The sequence below is a fragment of the Mycolicibacterium gilvum genome, from assembly GCF_900454025.1.
Classification (GTDB): Bacteria; Actinomycetota; Actinomycetes; order Mycobacteriales; family Mycobacteriaceae; genus Mycobacterium; species Mycobacterium gilvum.
The window spans coordinates 1109689-1127144 of the sequence record NZ_UGQM01000001.1; the positions used below are offsets into that span (position 1 = coordinate 1109689).

Annotated in this window: 15 protein-coding genes; 3 read left to right on the top strand and 12 right to left on the bottom strand. The window is 69.3% G+C overall.

Annotated elements, in window-relative coordinates:
* Nucleotides 1-7: 7 nt before the first annotated feature.
* From DYE23_RS05195 to DYE23_RS05210, 4 genes are all read right to left on the bottom strand, one after another.
* Complete coding sequence (locus DYE23_RS05195) at nt 8-769, bottom strand: SDR family NAD(P)-dependent oxidoreductase (protein ID WP_013472774.1); 762 nt, start codon at nt 767-769, stop codon at nt 8-10.
* A gap of 10 nt (nt 770-779) precedes the next feature.
* Nucleotides 780-1793: an acetamidase/formamidase family protein gene (locus DYE23_RS05200; RefSeq protein WP_115326695.1), complete on the bottom strand. Its 1014-nt coding sequence runs from the start codon at nt 1791-1793 to the stop codon at nt 780-782.
* A 123-nt stretch (nt 1794-1916) separates the two neighbouring features.
* Nucleotides 1917-2957 carry an esterase family protein gene (locus DYE23_RS05205; protein WP_013472772.1) on the bottom strand — a complete coding sequence of 347 codons (1041 nt, stop codon included), beginning with the start codon at nt 2955-2957 and terminating at the stop codon, nt 1917-1919.
* 63 nt (nt 2958-3020) lie between these two features.
* Nucleotides 3021-3713 carry a phytanoyl-CoA dioxygenase family protein gene (locus DYE23_RS05210; RefSeq protein ID WP_115326696.1) on the bottom strand — a complete coding sequence of 231 codons (693 nt, stop codon included), beginning with the start codon at nt 3711-3713 and terminating at the stop codon, nt 3021-3023.
* A 100-nt stretch (nt 3714-3813) separates the two neighbouring features.
* Between DYE23_RS05210 and DYE23_RS05215 the strand changes: the two genes are divergently transcribed.
* Nucleotides 3814-4188 (top strand): hypothetical protein, encoded by a 375-nt coding sequence (locus tag DYE23_RS05215; protein ID WP_011895967.1) that lies wholly within the window; start codon nt 3814-3816, stop codon nt 4186-4188.
* 45 nt (nt 4189-4233) lie between these two features.
* Here the strand turns inward: DYE23_RS05215 and DYE23_RS05220 are convergent, their stop codons facing one another.
* Nucleotides 4234-6759 (bottom strand): glycogen/starch/alpha-glucan phosphorylase, encoded by a 2526-nt coding sequence (locus DYE23_RS05220; protein ID WP_115326697.1) that lies wholly within the window; start codon nt 6757-6759, stop codon nt 4234-4236.
* A gap of 153 nt (nt 6760-6912) precedes the next feature.
* Here DYE23_RS05220 and DYE23_RS05225 point away from each other — a divergent pair, with 153 nt between their 5' ends.
* Nucleotides 6913-8841 carry a sensor domain-containing diguanylate cyclase gene (locus DYE23_RS05225; RefSeq protein ID WP_099962529.1) on the top strand — a complete coding sequence of 643 codons (1929 nt, stop codon included), beginning with the start codon at nt 6913-6915 and terminating at the stop codon, nt 8839-8841.
* On the opposite strand, the gene DYE23_RS05230 is transcribed toward DYE23_RS05225, so the two are convergent.
* The 5 genes from DYE23_RS05230 to DYE23_RS05250 all read right to left on the bottom strand — a co-directional run bounded on the left by DYE23_RS05230 (nt 8770) and on the right by DYE23_RS05250 (nt 14431).
* Nucleotides 8770-9792, bottom strand: a complete 1023-nt coding sequence (locus DYE23_RS05230; protein ID WP_099962530.1) for an NAD(P)/FAD-dependent oxidoreductase — start codon at nt 9790-9792, stop codon at nt 8770-8772. The two genes, DYE23_RS05225 and DYE23_RS05230, sit on opposite strands and share 72 nt — an antisense overlap.
* Nucleotides 9789-10301: an isoprenylcysteine carboxyl methyltransferase family protein gene (locus tag DYE23_RS05235; protein ID WP_011895963.1), complete on the bottom strand. Its 513-nt coding sequence runs from the start codon at nt 10299-10301 to the stop codon at nt 9789-9791. Before DYE23_RS05235 ends, DYE23_RS05230 begins: the two co-directional genes overlap by 4 nt.
* Before the next feature lie 12 nt (nt 10302-10313).
* Complete coding sequence (locus DYE23_RS05240; protein ID WP_013472768.1) at nt 10314-11396, bottom strand: type III polyketide synthase; 1083 nt, start codon at nt 11394-11396, stop codon at nt 10314-10316.
* Complete coding sequence (locus tag DYE23_RS05245) at nt 11393-13648, bottom strand: MMPL family transporter (RefSeq protein ID WP_115326698.1); 2256 nt, start codon at nt 13646-13648, stop codon at nt 11393-11395. Before DYE23_RS05245 ends, DYE23_RS05240 begins: the two co-directional genes overlap by 4 nt.
* 99 nt (nt 13649-13747) lie before the next feature.
* Nucleotides 13748-14431 carry a M15 family metallopeptidase gene (locus DYE23_RS05250; protein WP_041788843.1) on the bottom strand — a complete coding sequence of 228 codons (684 nt, stop codon included), beginning with the start codon at nt 14429-14431 and terminating at the stop codon, nt 13748-13750.
* Nucleotides 14432-14625: 194 nt separating this feature from the next.
* On the opposite strand from DYE23_RS05250, the gene DYE23_RS05255 reads away from it, so the two are divergent.
* Entirely contained in the window at nt 14626-14847 is a 222-nt protein-coding gene (locus DYE23_RS05255; RefSeq protein ID WP_013472765.1) for a hypothetical protein, read from the top strand.
* On the opposite strand, the gene DYE23_RS05260 is transcribed toward DYE23_RS05255, so the two are convergent.
* On the bottom strand, nt 14844-16031 hold the full coding sequence (locus DYE23_RS05260) for an LLM class flavin-dependent oxidoreductase (protein ID WP_172527711.1): 1188 nt from the start codon (nt 16029-16031) through the stop codon (nt 14844-14846). The two genes, DYE23_RS05255 and DYE23_RS05260, sit on opposite strands and share 4 nt — an antisense overlap.
* Before the next feature lie 67 nt (nt 16032-16098).
* Complete coding sequence (locus DYE23_RS05265; protein WP_115326699.1) at nt 16099-17442, bottom strand: trimethylamine monooxygenase; 1344 nt, start codon at nt 17440-17442, stop codon at nt 16099-16101.
* Nucleotides 17443-17456 lie beyond the last annotated feature (14 nt).

Consider the following 17456-nt stretch of genomic DNA (forward strand, 5'->3'; position numbering starts at 1 on the left):
TCGCGGGTCAGAACTGCACGCCGCGGGTCAGGGCGCCGTCGACGAGCAGGTTGGTGCCGGTGATGAAGCTCGCCGCCGGGCTGGACAGGAACACCACCGCGTTGGCCACCTCCTGAGGTGTGGCCATCCGCCCGGTCGGGTTCAGTGCGAGCGCCGCGGCGAACAGCTGGGGGTCGTTCTCCTCGATCGACGTCCACACCCCGCCCGGGAAATACGTGTTGCCGGGGCTGACGGAGTTGGCGCGCACCCCCTGTCCGGCGTACTTGAAGGCCAGCCCCTGGGTGTAGTGGATGATCGCGGCCTTCATCGTGCCGTAGGGACCCGCGGCGAAGTCGACCTCGCGGCCGGACACACTCGAGACCGTCACGATCGATCCGGCGTCGGACTCCAGCAGGTACGGCATCGCCGCATCGACCATGCCGACCGTGCCCATCAGATCGACCTCGAAGGTGGTGCGCCAGTTCTCGTGCGTCTCCGGGATGGCCAGCGCGCTGACGTTGGCGACGACCCCGTCGAGGCCGCTGAACATGCCGGCGGCCTGGGTCACCCACGCTTCGACCGCCGCGGCGTCGCCGACGTCGACCACAGCCCCCGCGACGGCGGCACCGTTCGCGCTCAGCTCGGCCTGCGCCTGCTCGACTGCCGCCGGGGTGCGCGCGCAGAACGCGACCGACGCGCCCTCGGCGAGCAACCCCTCGACGACCGCGCGGCCGATGCCCCGGGTACCGCCGCTGACGACGAACCGCTTGCCGGAAAGTCCGAGATCCATACCTGTCTCCTCAGTAGTTGACTGTGCCCAGTGCGGCTGCAGCAGAGCGTAATTCGGAGTGCAGGCCACCGTATGCGGGCGCGGTGGGCAGCAGTCGTTTGTCGATCTTGGTGACCGTGCTGTAGTTGGTGTCGACGACGTTGGCGATCGGGCACAGCGAGATCTGGGTGAGAAGCTGATAGGCGTCGTGGCGGTCGAGGCCGTACAGCTCGCCCAGCCAGGTGATCATCTCCACCTGACTCGCGCGCCAGGCCTCCTCCATCGGGCGTCCGGAACCGACACACATCAGGTGGGTGTCGGTCTCCAGCCGCGGCCATGCCGAGTTCCCGCCCTTGATCAGGTCGACGATCGCCGTCACATGCATGGCGCCCTCGACAGCGGTGCCGCAGGACTCGCCCTCGCCCTGCCGGTAGTGCCCGTCGCCGAGGGAGAACAACGCACCCGGGACGTTGACACGGAGATAACACGTTGCCCCGGCTGCCATCTCGGGAGTGTCCATGTTGCCGCCGAAGATGTCGGGCACCAGTGCCGTGCGGACTTCGCGTCGGTCGGGGGCGACGCCCACCGTGCCCAGCATCGGGTTGGCCGGCAGCGCCACGCTGAAATCGCTGCCGTGCGCGTTGAACGCCAATGTCTCTGCTGCCGAGTCGTATTCGTAGATCCAGGTGCGCTCGGGAAGCGGGTCCTGCAGCGTCGGGCTGACCGGCACGCTGGTGAGCCCGCCGAAGAACGGGATCAGGGTGGACGCACCCCAGGTGCGGGCCGGAGTCAGGTCGACCAGGTGGATCGCCAGCGTGTCACCGGGCTCGGCGCCCTCGACGTGGAACGGTCCCGTCTGCGGGTTCAGATCCGGGGTGTCGAGCACCGCTGAGGCGACGTCGTCGGCGCTCGTGATCCGCCCGCCGTAGGCGTCCTCGGCCCACAGCGTCAGCACCGTCTGCGGCTTGATGCGCATCACGGGTTCCGCGCCACCGAAGGTGTACCGGTACTGATCGGGCGTGGGGATGAAGGTGACGTGCTCCATCCCGCCATCCTCGTCCTGTCGCGCCGCGTCCGCAGCGCGTTCCGGTCGCGAGCAGACGCGAAATCGCACGACGCGCCCGCGACACGCACGAGTATGCGTCTGCTCGCGGGAAAGGGGGCCGGGTCAGCGCGGAGCGGGCGGAGCGGGCGGCGGCGGCAGGGGTGCGCCCGGCGGCAGCGGTGCGCCCGGCGGCAGGGGCGCGGGCGGCGGGGGCGGCGGGGGATTGAGCAGCCGGACGATGTCGGGCTTCATCGCCTGCAACTGCGCACCCCAGTACCCCCAGCTGTGGGTGCCGTTGGGCGGGAAGTTGAAGATCGCGTTGCGTCCGCCCGCGGCGAGGTACTTGTCGCGGAACTCCTTGTTGGTCGCGATCGTGATGGTCTCCAGCGAACCGGCGCTGATGTTGACGCCCAGGTCCGTCCCGGTGTCGAGGTCGGAGGCGACCCCGTTGCCGCAGTACACCCACAGCGCGGTGCGGTTGGCCACCAGCCGGTTGATGTTGAGCATCGGGTCGGCGCGCAGCCACGCCGGCGAACCCGGCTTACCCCACATGTCGAACGAGTCGAAACCGCCCGCGTCCTGCATCGCGATGTCGATCAGCGACGGCCAGAACTTCTGCGACGGCGCGAGATACCCCGACAGCGACGCCGCGAACTTGTACTGACGCGGGTACCACGCCGCGAGTGTGAGCGCGGCGCTGCCCGACATCGACAGGCCCACAACGGCGTTGCCGAACGGGTCCTGGCCGCGGTGGGTCGCCAGCCACGTCGGCAGCTCGTTGGTCAGGAACGTCTCCCACTTGTAGGTCAGGGTCCCGTTGTTGTTCCTGGCCGGCCGGTACCAGTCGGCGTAGAAACTCGACTGCCCGCCGACGGGCATGATCACCGAGACGCCGGACTCGTAGAACCACTCGAAGGCCGAGGTGTTGATGTCCCAGCCGTTGAAATCGTCCTGCGCGCGCAGACCGTCGAGCAGCAACACCGAATGCGGTCCGCCGCCCTGGAATTCGACGCGGATGGTGCGGCCCATCGACGGCGACGGCACGTCGAGTTGCTCGATCGGCAGGCCGGGTCGCGAGAATGCCGCGGCCTGCGGCGACGGGGCCACCGTCAGCAGTCCGGCGGCCAGGAGCACCGCGACGGCGATGCGCGCGAAGAACGTCACGCGCGCGAAGTTACAAGCCCGACGCGCGACCGTACGGGGGCGCGCGCGGCGGTGACCGCGTTGTTATCGAGACGTTGCCCGGTGGACGCGGCCGGCATCGCGCAGCAGCACAGGCGTCTGGGCCATGAATCGCGGTGTCGAGCCCCGATGCTCGTCGGCGGCGTGCACGGTCAACGGGTGCACGAGGTACATGTCGCCGGGCTCCCCGGTCGCGTACCGCACCGGCCGGGCCCTGCTCACCTCATCGACCAGCGTGCCCGCCTCGACCGCGTCGAGATGCCCGTCACCGAGGACCGCGGCGGCATCGCGGTGCGAACCCGCCCGGATCCGTGTCGGGGCGTCGTCACGGGTCACCTCCGAGAGCAGTGTCAGGAGCAGCACCGTGTGCGGCCGTCGGCTGACCGCCCACGAACCGTCGGGCAGCGGGGTGTTCAGATCGACGTGCCAGCCGCGGTCGTCGGCCGGCGGTGACACCGGGAAGCGCACCGGGATGTTGCCCAGCGCCCCCGGGCGCACCCACGTGCCCTCACCGCAGATGTGGTCCAGCGCCGCGGCCAGTGCGGGACTGCCGCAGATCTCGCCGAACGGACCCTCGCCCGTCAGGTCCGCCGTCCAGCGCACCGGCTCGGTCCACGCCGCGCGATCCGCCGGGACGCCGAGTCGGGTCCACAGCGCTGCGCGTGCGGCGTCGGCGACATGACGCGGCACTGCGCGGGGGAGCCGGAGGAATCCGTCGGCGACGAAGGTTGCGAGCACATTGCGAGCGTGACACGGAGACGTCACTGCCCGCCAACGGTTTTCGACCGGACCGCGCCGAGAGCCCGCGCAAGTGCCGATCGTGCGTCATCGTTGACCCATGGCGAAACAGAAAGTGCCCAAACCCGGCGACATCATGGCCGCCGCGCAGGAAGCCGCCGAGGCCGCTCAGGCCGCCGCGACCAGCGCGCTGCGGATCCCGCCCGCGTCGCTCAAACTCGTGGCCGAAGTGCCCGACCTGATCGAGAACCTGGCCGTCGCCACCGAACGGTTGAACGTGGCGGTCGACCGGATGGAGCGGTATCTCGCGCTGGCCTCGCCGATGCTGCGGACCATGGACGCGCTGCTGCCCCAACTGGAAGCGCTCGTCGCGACCGGCAACGACGTCTACCGGGCGGTGTCGTCGGTGCCGGGAGTCTCGACCCTGGGTCGGTTCACCGGCCGCGGCCGCACCGAGGAGCCCGGCGAGAAGTGATTTCGGTGTAGTTGGTCAACCTGACATTGACGAACTACACCGAAATCACTCGAGGTCGACCGACATCGGGCGCACACCCCAGATCTCGTCGCAGTACTCCCTGATCGCGCGGTCGGACGAGAACTTGCCGCTGCGGGCGGTGTTACGGATCGACATCCGCGACCACGCGTCGCGATCCAGCCACGCGCGCGACACCTCGTCCTGGCAGTCGACGTAGGAGCGGTAATCGGCCAGCACCAGGAACGGGTCGTGGTGCACCAGGTTGTCGACGACCGGCCGCAGCACCTCCGTGTCGCCGTGGGTGAACTCGCCGTTGGCGATCAACTCCAGGACCCCGGCGAGCTCGGCGTCGTTCTCGACATGGCTCAACGGCCGGTAGCCGTCCGCCTTGACCTTCTCGACCTGACTCTCGGTGAGACCGAACAGGAAGAAGTTCTCCGCGCCCGCCTCCTGGCGGATCTCGACGTTGGCGCCGTCGAGCGTCCCGATCGTCACCGCGCCGTTGATCATGAACTTCATGTTCCCGGTGCCCGAGGCCTCCTTGCCCGCCGTCGAGATCTGCTCCGACAGGTTCGCCGCCGGATACACCAGATGGGCGTTCTTGACGTTGAAGTTCGGCAGGAACACCAGCTTCATACAGCGGTTCACCTCGGGGTCGGCGTTGATGGTGTCCCCGACCGCCGTGATCAATTTGATGATGCGCTTGGCCATGAAATAGCCCGGCGCGGCCTTGCCACCGAAGATGAACGCCCGCGGAGGGATCGTCAGCCCCGGGTTGTTCTTCAGCCGCTGATACAGCGCGATGATGTGCAGCACCATCAGGTGCTGACGTTTGTACTCGTGGATCCGTTTGACCTGCACATCGAACATCCATGTCGGGTCCAGCTCGATGCCGGTGATCGAATGCACGTACTCGGCCAGCCGGGACTTGTTGGCCCGCTTGACCTCCCGCCAGCGCAACCGGAACGCCGGATCGTCGACGAAGGACTCCAGGCCGTGCAGACGCTCCAGATCGGTCAGCCACCCGGGGCCGATGGTGTCGTCGATCAGCGCGCGCAGGCCCGGGTTGGACAGCGCCAGGAACCGTCGCGGCGTCACGCCGTTAGTGACATTGCCGAACCGCTCCGGCCACATCTCGTAGAAATCCTTGAGCACGCTCTGCTTGAGCAACTCCGAGTGCAGCGCCGCCACCCCGTTGACCGCGTGGCTGCCGACCGTCGCCAGATGGGCCATCCGCACGCTCTTGCCGCCGTCCTCACCGATCAGCGACATCCGACTCACCCGCTCCTCGTCCCCGGGGAAGCGGGCCCGCACCTCGTCGAGGAAACGGTCGTTGATCTCGTAGATCAACTCCAGATGCCGCGGCAGCGCCTCGCCGAAGATCCGCAGCGGCCACGTCTCCAGCGCCTCGGGCAGCAGCGTGTGGTTGGTGTAGCCGAACGTGCGCACCGTCAGATCCCACGCGTCGTCCCACGCCAGGTGGTGCTCGTCGATCAGCAGCCGCATCAGCTCGGCCACCGCGATCGACGGGTGGGTGTCGTTGAGCTGGATCGCCCACTTGTCGGGCAGCCGGTGCAGCGGCAGATGCGCCCGCTTCAGATGGATCGAGAGGATGTCCTGCAGCGAGCACGTGACGAAGAAGTACTGCTGCAGCAGTCGCAGCCGCTTGCCCGCCTCCGGCTCGTCGTTGGGATAGAGCACCTTGGACACCGTCTCGGAGACGACCTCCTCGTCGACCGCCTTGTAGAAGTCGCCGGTGTTGAACGCCTCGAGCGCGAACGACTCGACCGCCCGCGCGCTCCACAACGTCAGCGTGTTGCACGTGTTGACGCCGTAACCCTGCACCGGCGTGTCGTAGGAGACCCCCTGCAGCACGCGCTGCGGCACCCACCGCACCCGCAGCCTGCCGGTCACGTCCTCGTACTGCTCGGTGTGGCCGCCCCAGTTCACGACGTAGCTCGCGTCGGGCTTGTCGATCTCCCACGGGTTGCCGCGCACCAGCCAGTTGTCGGTCTTCTCCACCTGCCAGCCGTCGCTGATCTCCTGGCGGAAGATGCCGAACTCGTAGCGGATGCCGTAGCCGATCGACGGACGCTCGTGGGTGGCCAGCGAGTCGAGGTAGCACGCGGCGAGCCGACCGAGGCCGCCGTTGCCCAGGCCCGGCTCGCCTTCGCACGCCAGCACCTCGTCGAGGTCCTGGCCCAGATCGGAGAGGGCCTCCCGCGCCTGCTTCTCGATGCCGAGGTTGAGCAGGTTGTTGCCCAGCTGCGGACCCATCAGGAATTCCGCCGACAGGTAACAGGTCACCTTCGCCGACAGATCCAGCCAGTCCTGCGTCGTGGCCATCCACCGCTTCTGCATCCGGTCGCGCACCGCCAGCGACAGTGCGCGGTAGTAGTGCTCCGGCGTCAGCACGGCAGCCGGCCGGGCGATCGAGTACACCAGGTGATCGCGGACCGCGGCGCGCAGCGCGTCGGCGCTCATCCCCGACCGGGTCTGCCCCGTCGGTCCCACCGCCGAACCGTTCACCCCAAGGGATTCACCGGAGGTGGGATTCGCGAGATCGGTCACGGGCTCTCCTGCGTGGGGCAGCGGTCGAAAGGCATCGGACGGGTCATTCTGACGTCCGCGCGTTTCACGCCGGGGTCCGGTATGTGAACGGCGCGATGCCTTCGTCGGCGCGGCCTGGTTGCCACGACAATATTGACGGGGTTGACTGTCCGAATGGCGACGGGTGGGGACCACGGGGAAACGGTGCGCCCGTCCGACGCCGACTGGATGCCGCCGCTGTCCCGACTGCTCGCCTGGACGCTGGCCGTCGGCGTGGTGTGCTTCGTGGTCCGCGGCCTCGTGCATGCCGACAGCTGGTCCTACGCGATGGCGTGGCCGGCCATCGCGCCGCAACTGGTCGCGCTGCTGACCTCGCCGCGACGCCAGTGGCCGGTGTATCTGGCGTCGTTCGCGGCGGTCCAGATCATCCCGGCCCGGCTCGTGCTGGACTTCGCACCCGAGCTCGGCCTCCTGGCGACGATGACGACGGTCGTGGCCGCGGCGCTGCTGCTGCACCGCGATCAGGACTGGGTGCGCGGCCGCAGCGATTCGCTGCGCAGCTGGCTGCGGTTCCTCGTGCTCGCGTCGGCGGCGCCGCTGGCGGGCGCTCCCCTCGGTGTCGCCAGCCTGGTGCTCAACGGCGAGGTCGGCACCACCGGGTCGGAGCTGCTGAATGCGGCGATGGCGTGGTACCTCAGCGAGGCCGTCGGCATCGCGTTCCTCGTACCGCTGATGCTGCGGTGGGACCACTACCTGCGGCGGGGTCACAGCAGACGCGAGGTGCTGTGGTTCGCCGCGATGACCGCGCTGACCGCCGGGCTGTGCGCCGCCGCGATCACCGAGTCCAGTTTCGTCCTGATGTTCCTCAGCGGCCTGCCGTCGATGGCGGTGCTGATCCGGTCCGGGATCGCCGGGGCGTTCGCCGCCATGATCGTCGGCCCGGCGACCGTCCTCGGCGCCACCTTCGCCGGATACGGACCGTTCGCCGCGTCGCTGCCCACCCCCGGGCAGGCCATGATCTCGGCTCAGGTCTTCGTGCTCGGCGCGTTCACGATGGTCGTCATGGTCGCGGCCGCGCTCGAGGACCGCACGCGGCTCGCCGCGCTCGACAACGCGAGCTACAAAGCCTACGAACTGGTCGCCGAGCTGACCGGTGACGTCGTGATCCTGGTCGACGCCGAGGGCAACGTGCTGCGCAGGGCCTCGCCAGGCCACGAGATCCTCAGCCTCCCCGACGGCCCGCTCACCAAGGAGGCATGGCTGGATCAGGTCCACCCCGACGACCGGGCCAGCCGCGCCGACTTCCCGAAGATCAGCGGGCCCGGACCGTCGGACCCGTTCCGGATCCGCAAGAGCGACGGGACATGGGGGTGGTACGTCGTGCACAGCCGGCGCACCGAGGACGGGTTGACCGTCGCGGTGCTGCGCGACGTGACGCTGGAACGCGAAGTGCAGGAGTCGCTGACCGACATGGCGAACACCGACCCGCTGACCGGGCTGGCCAACCGGCGCGGCCTCGCCCAGCACGCCGCCGACCTGTGGTCGCGCGCCCGCGCCGCCGGCGAACAGGTCACCGCGCTGTTCATCGACCTGGACCACTTCAAGTCGTTCAACGATCTCTACGGGCATCAGGCCGGGGACGAGTGTCTGCGCCGGGTCGCCGACGTGCTCGCGCACCTGGCCGACGACAGCGTCTGTGTGGCCGCCCGTTACGGCGGCGAGGAATTCGCCGTCGTGCTGGTCGGCTGTGACGCGCCACAGGAGTTCGCCGACGGGCTGGCCGCGGCGATCCGCGCGCTGAGGATCCCGCACCTCGGGACGGACTCGGGAATGGTCACGATCAGCGTCGGCGTCGCGACACTGCGGCCCTGGCACACCACCGACTCCGACGCCGAGGCGGTCGTCGCCGAACTGCTCGACCGCGCCGACAAGGCCCTCTACGTCGCCAAGTCGAGGGGACGCAACGCGATCTCGATCTACGGCGACGACACCGCGCTCAGGGACGGCGCCGCGCTCAGGGACGGCGTCGTTTTACTCGGCGAGCAGGTTCACCACACCGCGAAACACCCGCGGGAGGCGGCAGGCGGCCGGCACGATGACTGACCGCAGCGGCGAGGTCCCCGCGCGCAGCACACCGGCCGTCATCACCCGGTACCGCCGCGTCGCCCGGCGCCACCGCGCCTCGTAGTCGCCGGGCCGGTCGGCGGCCACGCTGTCGACGAGCAGACGTGCCGCCGCGAACGCCAGGCCCAGACCCTCTCCGGTGAGCGCGTCGACGTAGCCGGCGGCGTCACCGACCAGCAGCACGCGGCCCGCGACACGGCGGCGCACCCGCTGGCGCAACGGCCCCGCGGCGCGGTCCGGTTCGTGGGCGAAACCCGCGATGCGGTCGCGCAACTCCGGGAACGCCGCCATGTGCTCGTCGAAGCCGCCCTGCCGCGACGTCAGCAGCGCGATGCCGACGCAGTCGGGCGCCACCGGCGTCACATAGGCCTCGCCGGAGCCGGGGTCGTCCGACCAGTACACCTCGACCATGTCACTCCATGGGGCCACCGCGATGTGGCGTTTGAGCCCCCAGCGCTTCGTCCCCGCCGTCGGCAGCTCCAGGCCGAGGCGGGCCCGGATCGGGGAGTGCAGTCCGTCCGCCGCGGCCAGATAGCGGGCACGAAAGCCGTTGACGCTGACCGAGTCCGCATCCTGGGTGAGCGGCCCGGCCTTCGCGTGCACCAGCTTCACCCCGGCCCTGTCCGCTTCGGTCAGCAGCGCCGCGTGCAGGGTCTTGCGGCGCACCCCGAGCCCGTGGCCGGAATCGAAGAGCGCGGTGACGGCGTGGTCGGCATCGAAGTAGGAGATGCCGCGAAACGCGATACCGGCGGGCTGCGCGCCGAGAAGCGCGAGCTGGCGCACCGCGTGGGGCATCAGTCCCTCGCCGCAGGCCTTGTCGATCGGTCCGGTGCGCTGCTCGATGACGACGGTCTCCAGCCCCGCCCGCGCCGCGTGGATGGCGGTGGCCAGACCCGCGGGCCCCCCTCCGGCCACCACCAGGTCGATCACCGGGCGGCTGTCAGGGTGCGAAGGGCCTTGTTCTCCACCGAGATCCGGGTCCACAGCAGTGCGGCATTGAGGACCGTGAACACCAGCGCGGTGATCCACGCGGTGTGCACCAGCGGCAGCGCGATGCCCTCGACGACCACCGCGACGTAGTTCGGGTGCGACATGAACCGGTACGGCCCGCCGGTCACGCGCCCGGCGTTCGGGACGACCACCACGCGCGTATTCCATTGCGGCCCCAGCGTCGTGATGCACCACCAGCGCAACGCCTGGGCGGCGATCGCGACCGCGAACATCGTCCAGCCGAGCGCCGGGATGAACTCGCGGTGCGACGCCTCGACGAGGCATCCCACCAGAAGCGCGGTATGCAGCACCACCATGACGGGATAGTGCCCGGCGCCGAACTCGACGCCGCCGCGGGCCTTGCTCCACTTCAGATTTCGTTGTGAGACGACGAGTTCGGCGAGGCGCTCCACCGCGACGGCGGCGATCAGCAGGGTGTAGGCGAACACGGGGTCGTCCTCTCAGTGCCAACGCAGCAGGACGAGCTCGGAGCAGAAGCCCGGACCCATCGCCATCAGGAGGCCGGGGGTGGCGGCCGGGGGTTTCTTGGCGATCGTGTCGCGCAGAATGTGCAGCACCGACGACGAGGACAGGTTGCCGATCTCGGCCAGTGAGCGCCACGACAATTCGAGGGCGTCGTCGGGCAGATCGAGCGCCGACGCGATCGCCTCCAGCACTTTGGGGCCGCCCGGATGTGAGACCCACGTGGCGATGTCGCCGATACCGAGATCGTGCTCACCGAGGAAACCGGCCATGTCGTCGGGCAGGTAGCGCTCGATGAGCGCGGGCAGCTCCGGGGACAGGACGAGCTGAAAACCGTTGTGATTCACCGACCATCCCATGATGTCGAGCGAATCGGGGTACATCCTGCTGCGCGAATCGAGCACGTCGGGACCCGAGGCCCGGATATGCCCGGCCCGCTCTTCGCCGACCGCGACCACCGCTGCGGCACCGTCGCCGAACAGCGCGCTGCCCACCAGGCTGCCGATGGTCGGCGCGAGCGCCGGGCGGGTCAGCGAGCACAACTCGACCGAGATCAACGCGGCGACGTGTCCCGGCGCCCCGCGCAGGTAGTCGTGCATGCGGGCGATGCCCGCCGCGCCGGCCACGCAGCCCAGGCCGAACAGCGGGACCCGGCGCACGTCGGGCCGCAGGCCCAGCTTCGCCGCGATGCGGGCGTCCAGGGAGGGCACCGCGATGCCGGTCACCGTGGTGGACATGATCACGTCGAGATCGGAGGGTGCCAGGCCCGCCTCATCCAACGCGGCGGTCAACGCCTGACAGCCGAGCTCGACCGCATGGTGGATGTAGAGGTCGTTGGCGTCCCCGAAGTCGAGCAGATCGGGGTACTGCTCCAGCGGTAACACCAGATGGCGGGCGTCGACCTTGGCGTTCGTGTGGAGGCTGCGCAGCAGATCGCCGACCTCGGCGAAAGCGGGTGCGGCAAGGAACGCGTCGGTGACCTCGGCCTGGCTGTAGCGGTGCGGTGGCAGGGCGCCCTGGACGCCTGCGATCACGCTGACGGGGGTGTGCACGTCGGTCATGACGGGACCTGCTCTGTCTGCTCGGTGGGGTGTGCGCGCTGGTGTGTCGGCGGGTCATCGCTGAAGCCGAGGCGCCGGTGGATCCGGGTGAGAAAGCGTGGCGCCCACCAGTTCACGCCGCCCATCAGGTGCATGAACGCCGGCACCAGCACCATCCGGACCAGGGTGGCGTCGACCAGGACCGCGAGTGTGAGGCCGAGGCCGAACATGCGCATGAACGACACGTTCGCGGCGATCAGCGCCGCGAACGAGATCGACATGATCAGCGCCGCCGCGGTGATGACGCGGCCGGTGTGGGCGATACCGAGTGCGACCGACTCGTCGTTACCGTGACCCTGCAGTCGGAACTCGCGGATGCGCGACACGAGGAACACCTCGTAATCCATCGACAGCCCGAACGCGATGCAGAACAACAACACCGGCATGTTCGCCACGAGTGTGCCGGTCGGGGTGGTCCCGAGCCCGGACAGGTGACCGTCCTGAAAGATCCACACCAGCGCGCCGAACGCGGCGGTCAACGAAAGCATGTTCAGCACAAGCGCTTTCAGAGGCACCACCACGCTGCCGGTGAGCAGGAACAGCAGCGCGAACATGATGATGGCGATAAGGCCGAGCACCAGCGGCAGCCGGGAGGTGATCGCGTCGACGCTGTCGCGGTTGATCTGGGCGGTGCCGGTCATCTGGACGTCCCGGCCGCCCGGGCCCGGTACCTCGTGCAGACGATCCAGCTGCGTCTCGGACGCGTCGGAGAACAACGGCGCCGTGCTCGTCACCGTCAGGAACGTGCTGCCGTCGCGTTCCCCGGCGGGCGCCGACGGGGGCCCGGCCTGCGCGCCGTCGACGAACGTCCCCGTCGGTGCGGAGACCGCGGGCACGTCGGGCACCTGGGAGAGTGCGGCCGCGTAGGCCGACAGGTCGGCCGGGCTCAGGCCGGCGCTGTCGGGCACGACGACCGCCACCCCGGTATCGGTGTTGTCGGCGAACTCGGTGCGCAGCTGGTCACCCACCTGGTGCGCCGACGCCGACCGCGGCAGCACACGTTCGTCGGGGAAACCCCACTTGACCCCGAGGAACGGCGCGCCCAGCACGAGCAGCAGCACGACGACCACCGTCCCGAGCGGCAGCGCCCGCCGCATCACCGTCGTCGCACACCGGTACCAGAACCGTTGCTCGACGGGTACCGGCACCGGTTCGGGACGCCGTAGGACGCGCCGCGCGAGCCGGTGCACGTCCAGCGAATCCAGCCGGTCGCCGAGCAGCGCGAGCGCCGCGGGGGTGACGATCACCGCCGCCGCGGCCGCGAACGCGACGGTGGCCACGCCGGCGTAGGCGAACGATTTCAGGAAGTGCATCGGGAACAGCACCATCACCGCCATCGACAGCGCCACCGTCGTCGCCGAGAAGATCACGGTGCGCCCGGCCGTCGCCATGGTGCGGGCGATGGCGTCGGGGCGGGACGCGCCCGCGGCCAGCTCGTCGCGATAGCGCGACAGGATCAGCAGCGTGTAGTCGATGGCCAACGCCAGCCCCATCGCGGTGGCCAGGTTCAGCGCGAAGATCGACACGTCGGTCGTGAACGTGACCAGCCGCAACACCGCCAGCGCCCCGACGATCGCCATGCCGCCGATCGCGACCGGCAGCGCGGCCGCGACCAGGCCGCCGAAGACCCATACCAGGACCAGGAAGCTCAACGGGATGGCCAGGCCCTCCATCATCAGCAGGTCGCGCTGGGACTGCTCGGTGATCTGGACGTTGACCATCGCGGTGCCGCCGGTGCGCACGGTGATGCCGTCCCGGTCACGGGTGACCCGGTCCGAGATGTCCTTGGCGTAGGTCTGCTGTTCGGCCTCGTCGCCGGTGATCCCCGCGACCACCAGCCCTGCGGTGCGGTCACGGCTCACCAGGTCGGCGGCGGCGCCGGGCGGGGACGTCCACGGAGACGACACCTCGGCGACGTGCGGGTCGGCGGTGAGGAGGTCGACGATGTCGGTGCCGACGTCGCGCACCCGCGGATCGTCGATCCCGTCAGGCGAAGACACCACGATGAGCATCTGCACGTCGCCCTGGCCGAACGTGTCGGTGAGCAACGCCGCGGCGTGGGCGGACTGCGAACCCGGGTCGGAGAAGCCACTGGGCGACAGGCTCTGGGCGACCGGAATGCCGAACACACCCAGGGCGACCGTCAGCACCGCCGCCGCCGCGAGGATGCGGCGGGGCGCGGCAATGGCCCACAGAGCGATTCGGTGAAGCAGCGGAGTCTCCGGTCCGAGAAGGAAGCGCCTTAATTTACGACACGGAAAACAGCCCTGTGGGGTTCACGTACGAAATTCGTTGTGTCTACACCGGGGCACTCAGCCGATTTCGAAATGCTGGTAATCCAGCGGAGATCGCCAGTGACCGCCCCACCGCCACCCGCGGTCGGTGAAGGCGAGCACCGCGGCGTCGCCGTCGTGCAGCATGCCGGGTTCGGAGCGGCTGCGGTCGACCCACGGCCCGGCGTTCGCGGGTTCGTGGACGCCGCTGCGCGGGACGTACGGGTTCAGCTTCGGGTTGACGTCGATCGCGCGGCCGTAGGCGTGCAACGACCAGCTGTCCGACCCCGGGATGCCACGGCAGTTGAACGCCGAGGTGTTGTTGTCGCGCATCGACAGCTCGTCGTCGGCGCCGGGATAGTTCTCGACGGTGCGCATCTTCTCGATCGGGTAGCGCATCTCCAGCAATCGGGCGAACACGTCGACCACGGCCTCGGCCACATCCCGGTGGACGACGAGCCGGCCGCGGTGGGTCTGCCCGTCGAAGCCCCAGTGGTCGAGCTCGACGAGCCGCAGTTCCTCCGGCCCCGCGGGACAGCCGGGCCGCCACGTCGCGCCGAGCTCGGCGGCGGTGACGGGACGGATCTCGGTGGGCGGGGGTGGCGGCGGCGCGACGGTGCGGAACGTCTCCGGCGGGAGTTGTCGGACAGGGGGCGGCGGGGGTTCCGGCGGCGGTGGGGCAGGACTCGATGCCGGTGCGCACTGCACCAGCACCGCTGTCATCGCCGCCGCCACGGCAGGCACCGCCACCCTCACCGACGCCAACGTACCAATGCCGATATCGCGGTTAGGCGCGCTAATCAGTTCTGTTAGTTGAGCTTTCGAAATTGACGGATAGATCACAAACTCGACGCCAATGATGTGATTCACATCATGGCCGGGTTATATTGTGGTCGTCATCACAGAGAGGACGTGTCATGGTTGGAATCGGTGACGGTGCGATGATGCCGCAGGCCGTCGATTCTCCCCGTTCGGCCCATGCCTCCGGGCAGGTCAACTGGATGCTGGCGCTGTTGATGCTGATGATCCTGGTCGGCGCGATCGCCGGCGTCGCGGTGGCGCTGTTCTCCGGAATGCCGACCATCGCGCTGGTCATCGCGCTGATCGCCGGCGCGATCTTCGCCGGGGTCGCCTGCTAGATCCGGCCGCGTCCCGTCCCTCCGACGAACGGGATGGACGCCGACGCAGCCTGTTTCGGGCCCGCCTCGAACAGCCCACGCTCGCGCAGCAGCGGCACCACTCCTTCGCCGAGCCAGTACAGCTCCTCGAGGTGCGGGTAGCCGGAGAAGATGAACTCGTCGATACCGACCTCCGCGTACTCGGCGATGCGATCGGCGACCTCGCTGTGGCTGCCCACCAACGCGGTGCCGGCGCCGCCGCGCACCAGACCCACCCCCGCCCACAGGTTGGGCGCCACCTCCAACGTGCGGGCGTCGTGCCAGCTTCCGTTCGCACGGTGTGCCTGATGCAACGCCGACATCCGCCTCTGCCCCTCGGACTGACTCCGGCCCAACCCTTCCTGCGCGTTCCGCACGGTCTCGTCGTCGAGCGCGCCGACCAGCCGGTCGGCTTCGGCCCAGGCCGCACCGGCGGTGTCGCGGGTGATGACGTGCAGCCGGATGCCGAACCGCAACTGCCTGCCCTGCTCGGCCGCCGCGCGCCGGATCCACTCCACCTTCTTCGCAACCGCGGCCGGGGGCTCACCCCAGGTCAGGTACACGTCGGCGTGACGCGCCGCGACGGGCCCCGCGGCGGCCGAGCTACCGCCGAAGTACAGCGGCGGCACCGGAGCGGGCACCGTGGGCAGCGACGCGTTCTCGACCCGGATGTGCTCGCCGTCCAGCGACACCGTCTGCCCGTCCCACAGCCGGCGCACCACGTCGAGGAACTCGTCGGCACGCGCGTAGCGGCCGTCCTTGTCGAGGTGGTCGCCGAACGAGCGCTGCTCGTGGGCCTCACCGCCGACGACGACGTTGAGCAGAAGCCGTCCCGGCGCGTGGCGGGCGAACGTCGCCGCCATCTGCGCCGACAGGGTGGGGCTGACGAGCCCGGGACGGAACGCGACGAGGAAGCCCAGCGTCGACGTCTCGCGTGCGAGAAGCGCGGCGGTGATGAACGCGTCCTCGCACCACGCCCCGGTCGGGACCAGGGCGCCGGTGAAGCCGAACGTCTCAGCCGCCCGCACGATCGAGGCCAGGTAGTCGATGGACGCGTCGCGGTCGCTGTGGGCAGACCCGGCCGGTGTGCCGTGCCCGCCGCCGACGATGTGGCGGCTGTCGCCGTAGGTCGGAAGGAACCAGTGCAGCTTGATCGCGTGGGTCACCGCGGGATAGTGCCCGTTTGTGCGGGCCGCTTCACGGGTTCGGATCAGCGCGATTCTTTGGCGGGTGTCAGCGCTGCAGGAAGCGAGCCAGGCCGTCGTCGAGTTCGTCCCACCACGTGGTGTGCGGCGCCGGGCCGACGGTCCCGGTGCACGGCGACGCGAACGACCTGTCGCGATAACCGGTGATGCTGTCCTCCTTGTCGTGTTCCCAGGTGACGAAGTGCTGCCGGACCATGTCCAGGTCGAAGCCCGGATAGTCCGTCATCGACATCAGGTCGCGCACGTAGTCGGTCTGGAAGTCGATCTGGCCCGGGACGTCCTCGACCGCCGCGTACCTGGCGAGCCATGCGTCGACATCCACCGCCATCGCGTCGGCACCGGGCAGCGGCACCCGGCCGAGCACCACGTCGCGGGCGACGAACGCCTGCGCGTCGAACATGGTGAACGTATAGAACTGGTCCTGCATCCCGAGGTAGATCAGCTTCGGGTTCGCCGTCCACACCACGCCCTTGTACAGCCCGGCCGGATACAGGTTGTTGGTGGTCGTCAGCCGCAATTCGGGGTCGATGAACGGGAAGTGGTGCTGATAGCCCGTGCACAGGATGATCGCGTCGACGTCGCGGCTGGTGCCGTCGGCGAAGTGGGCCGTGCGACCCGCGATGTGCTGCAGCGCAGGCACTTCGTCGATCCCATCCGGCCAGCCGAATCCCATCGGCGCGTTGCGGTAGGCGATGGTCACCGACCTCGCGCCGTACTTGCGTGACTGCAGCGCGATGTCCTCGGCCGAGTAGCTGCTGCCGAGGATGAGCAGGTTCTTCCCGGCGAACTCGACCGCGTCGCGGAAGTCGTGGGAGTGCAGGATGCGGCCCGGAAACGACGCGAAGCCGGGATACTCGGGCATGTTCGGGGTGGAGAAGTGCCCCGTCGCGACGAGCACGTAGTCGAAAGTCTCGGTGCGCACGGCACTCTCACCGGTCTCCCAGGACTCCAGCGCGAGACTGAACATCTGGGTCCGGTCGTCGAAGCTCACCCGCCGCACCGCGGTGTCGAAGGCGATGAACTGGCGCACGTTGCTCTTCTTCGCCCGCCCGGTGATGTAGTCGTAGAGCACCTCCCGCGGCGGGAACGACGGGATCGGACCGCCGAAATGCTCGTCGAAGGTGTAGTCCGAGAACTCCAGACACTCCTTCGGGCCGTTGGACCACAGATAGCGATACATGCTGCCGTGCACCGGATCACCGTGTTCGTCCAGTCCGGTGCGCCAGGTGTAGTTCCACAGCCCGCCCCAGTCGCTCTGCTTCTCGAAGCACACCACCTCGCCGACGTCGACGCCGTCGAGGCGAGCCTGTTCGAACGCGTGCAGCGCGGCCAGGCCGCACGGTCCGGCGCCGATCACTGCGATGCGGGTCATGGGTTTCTCCTCTG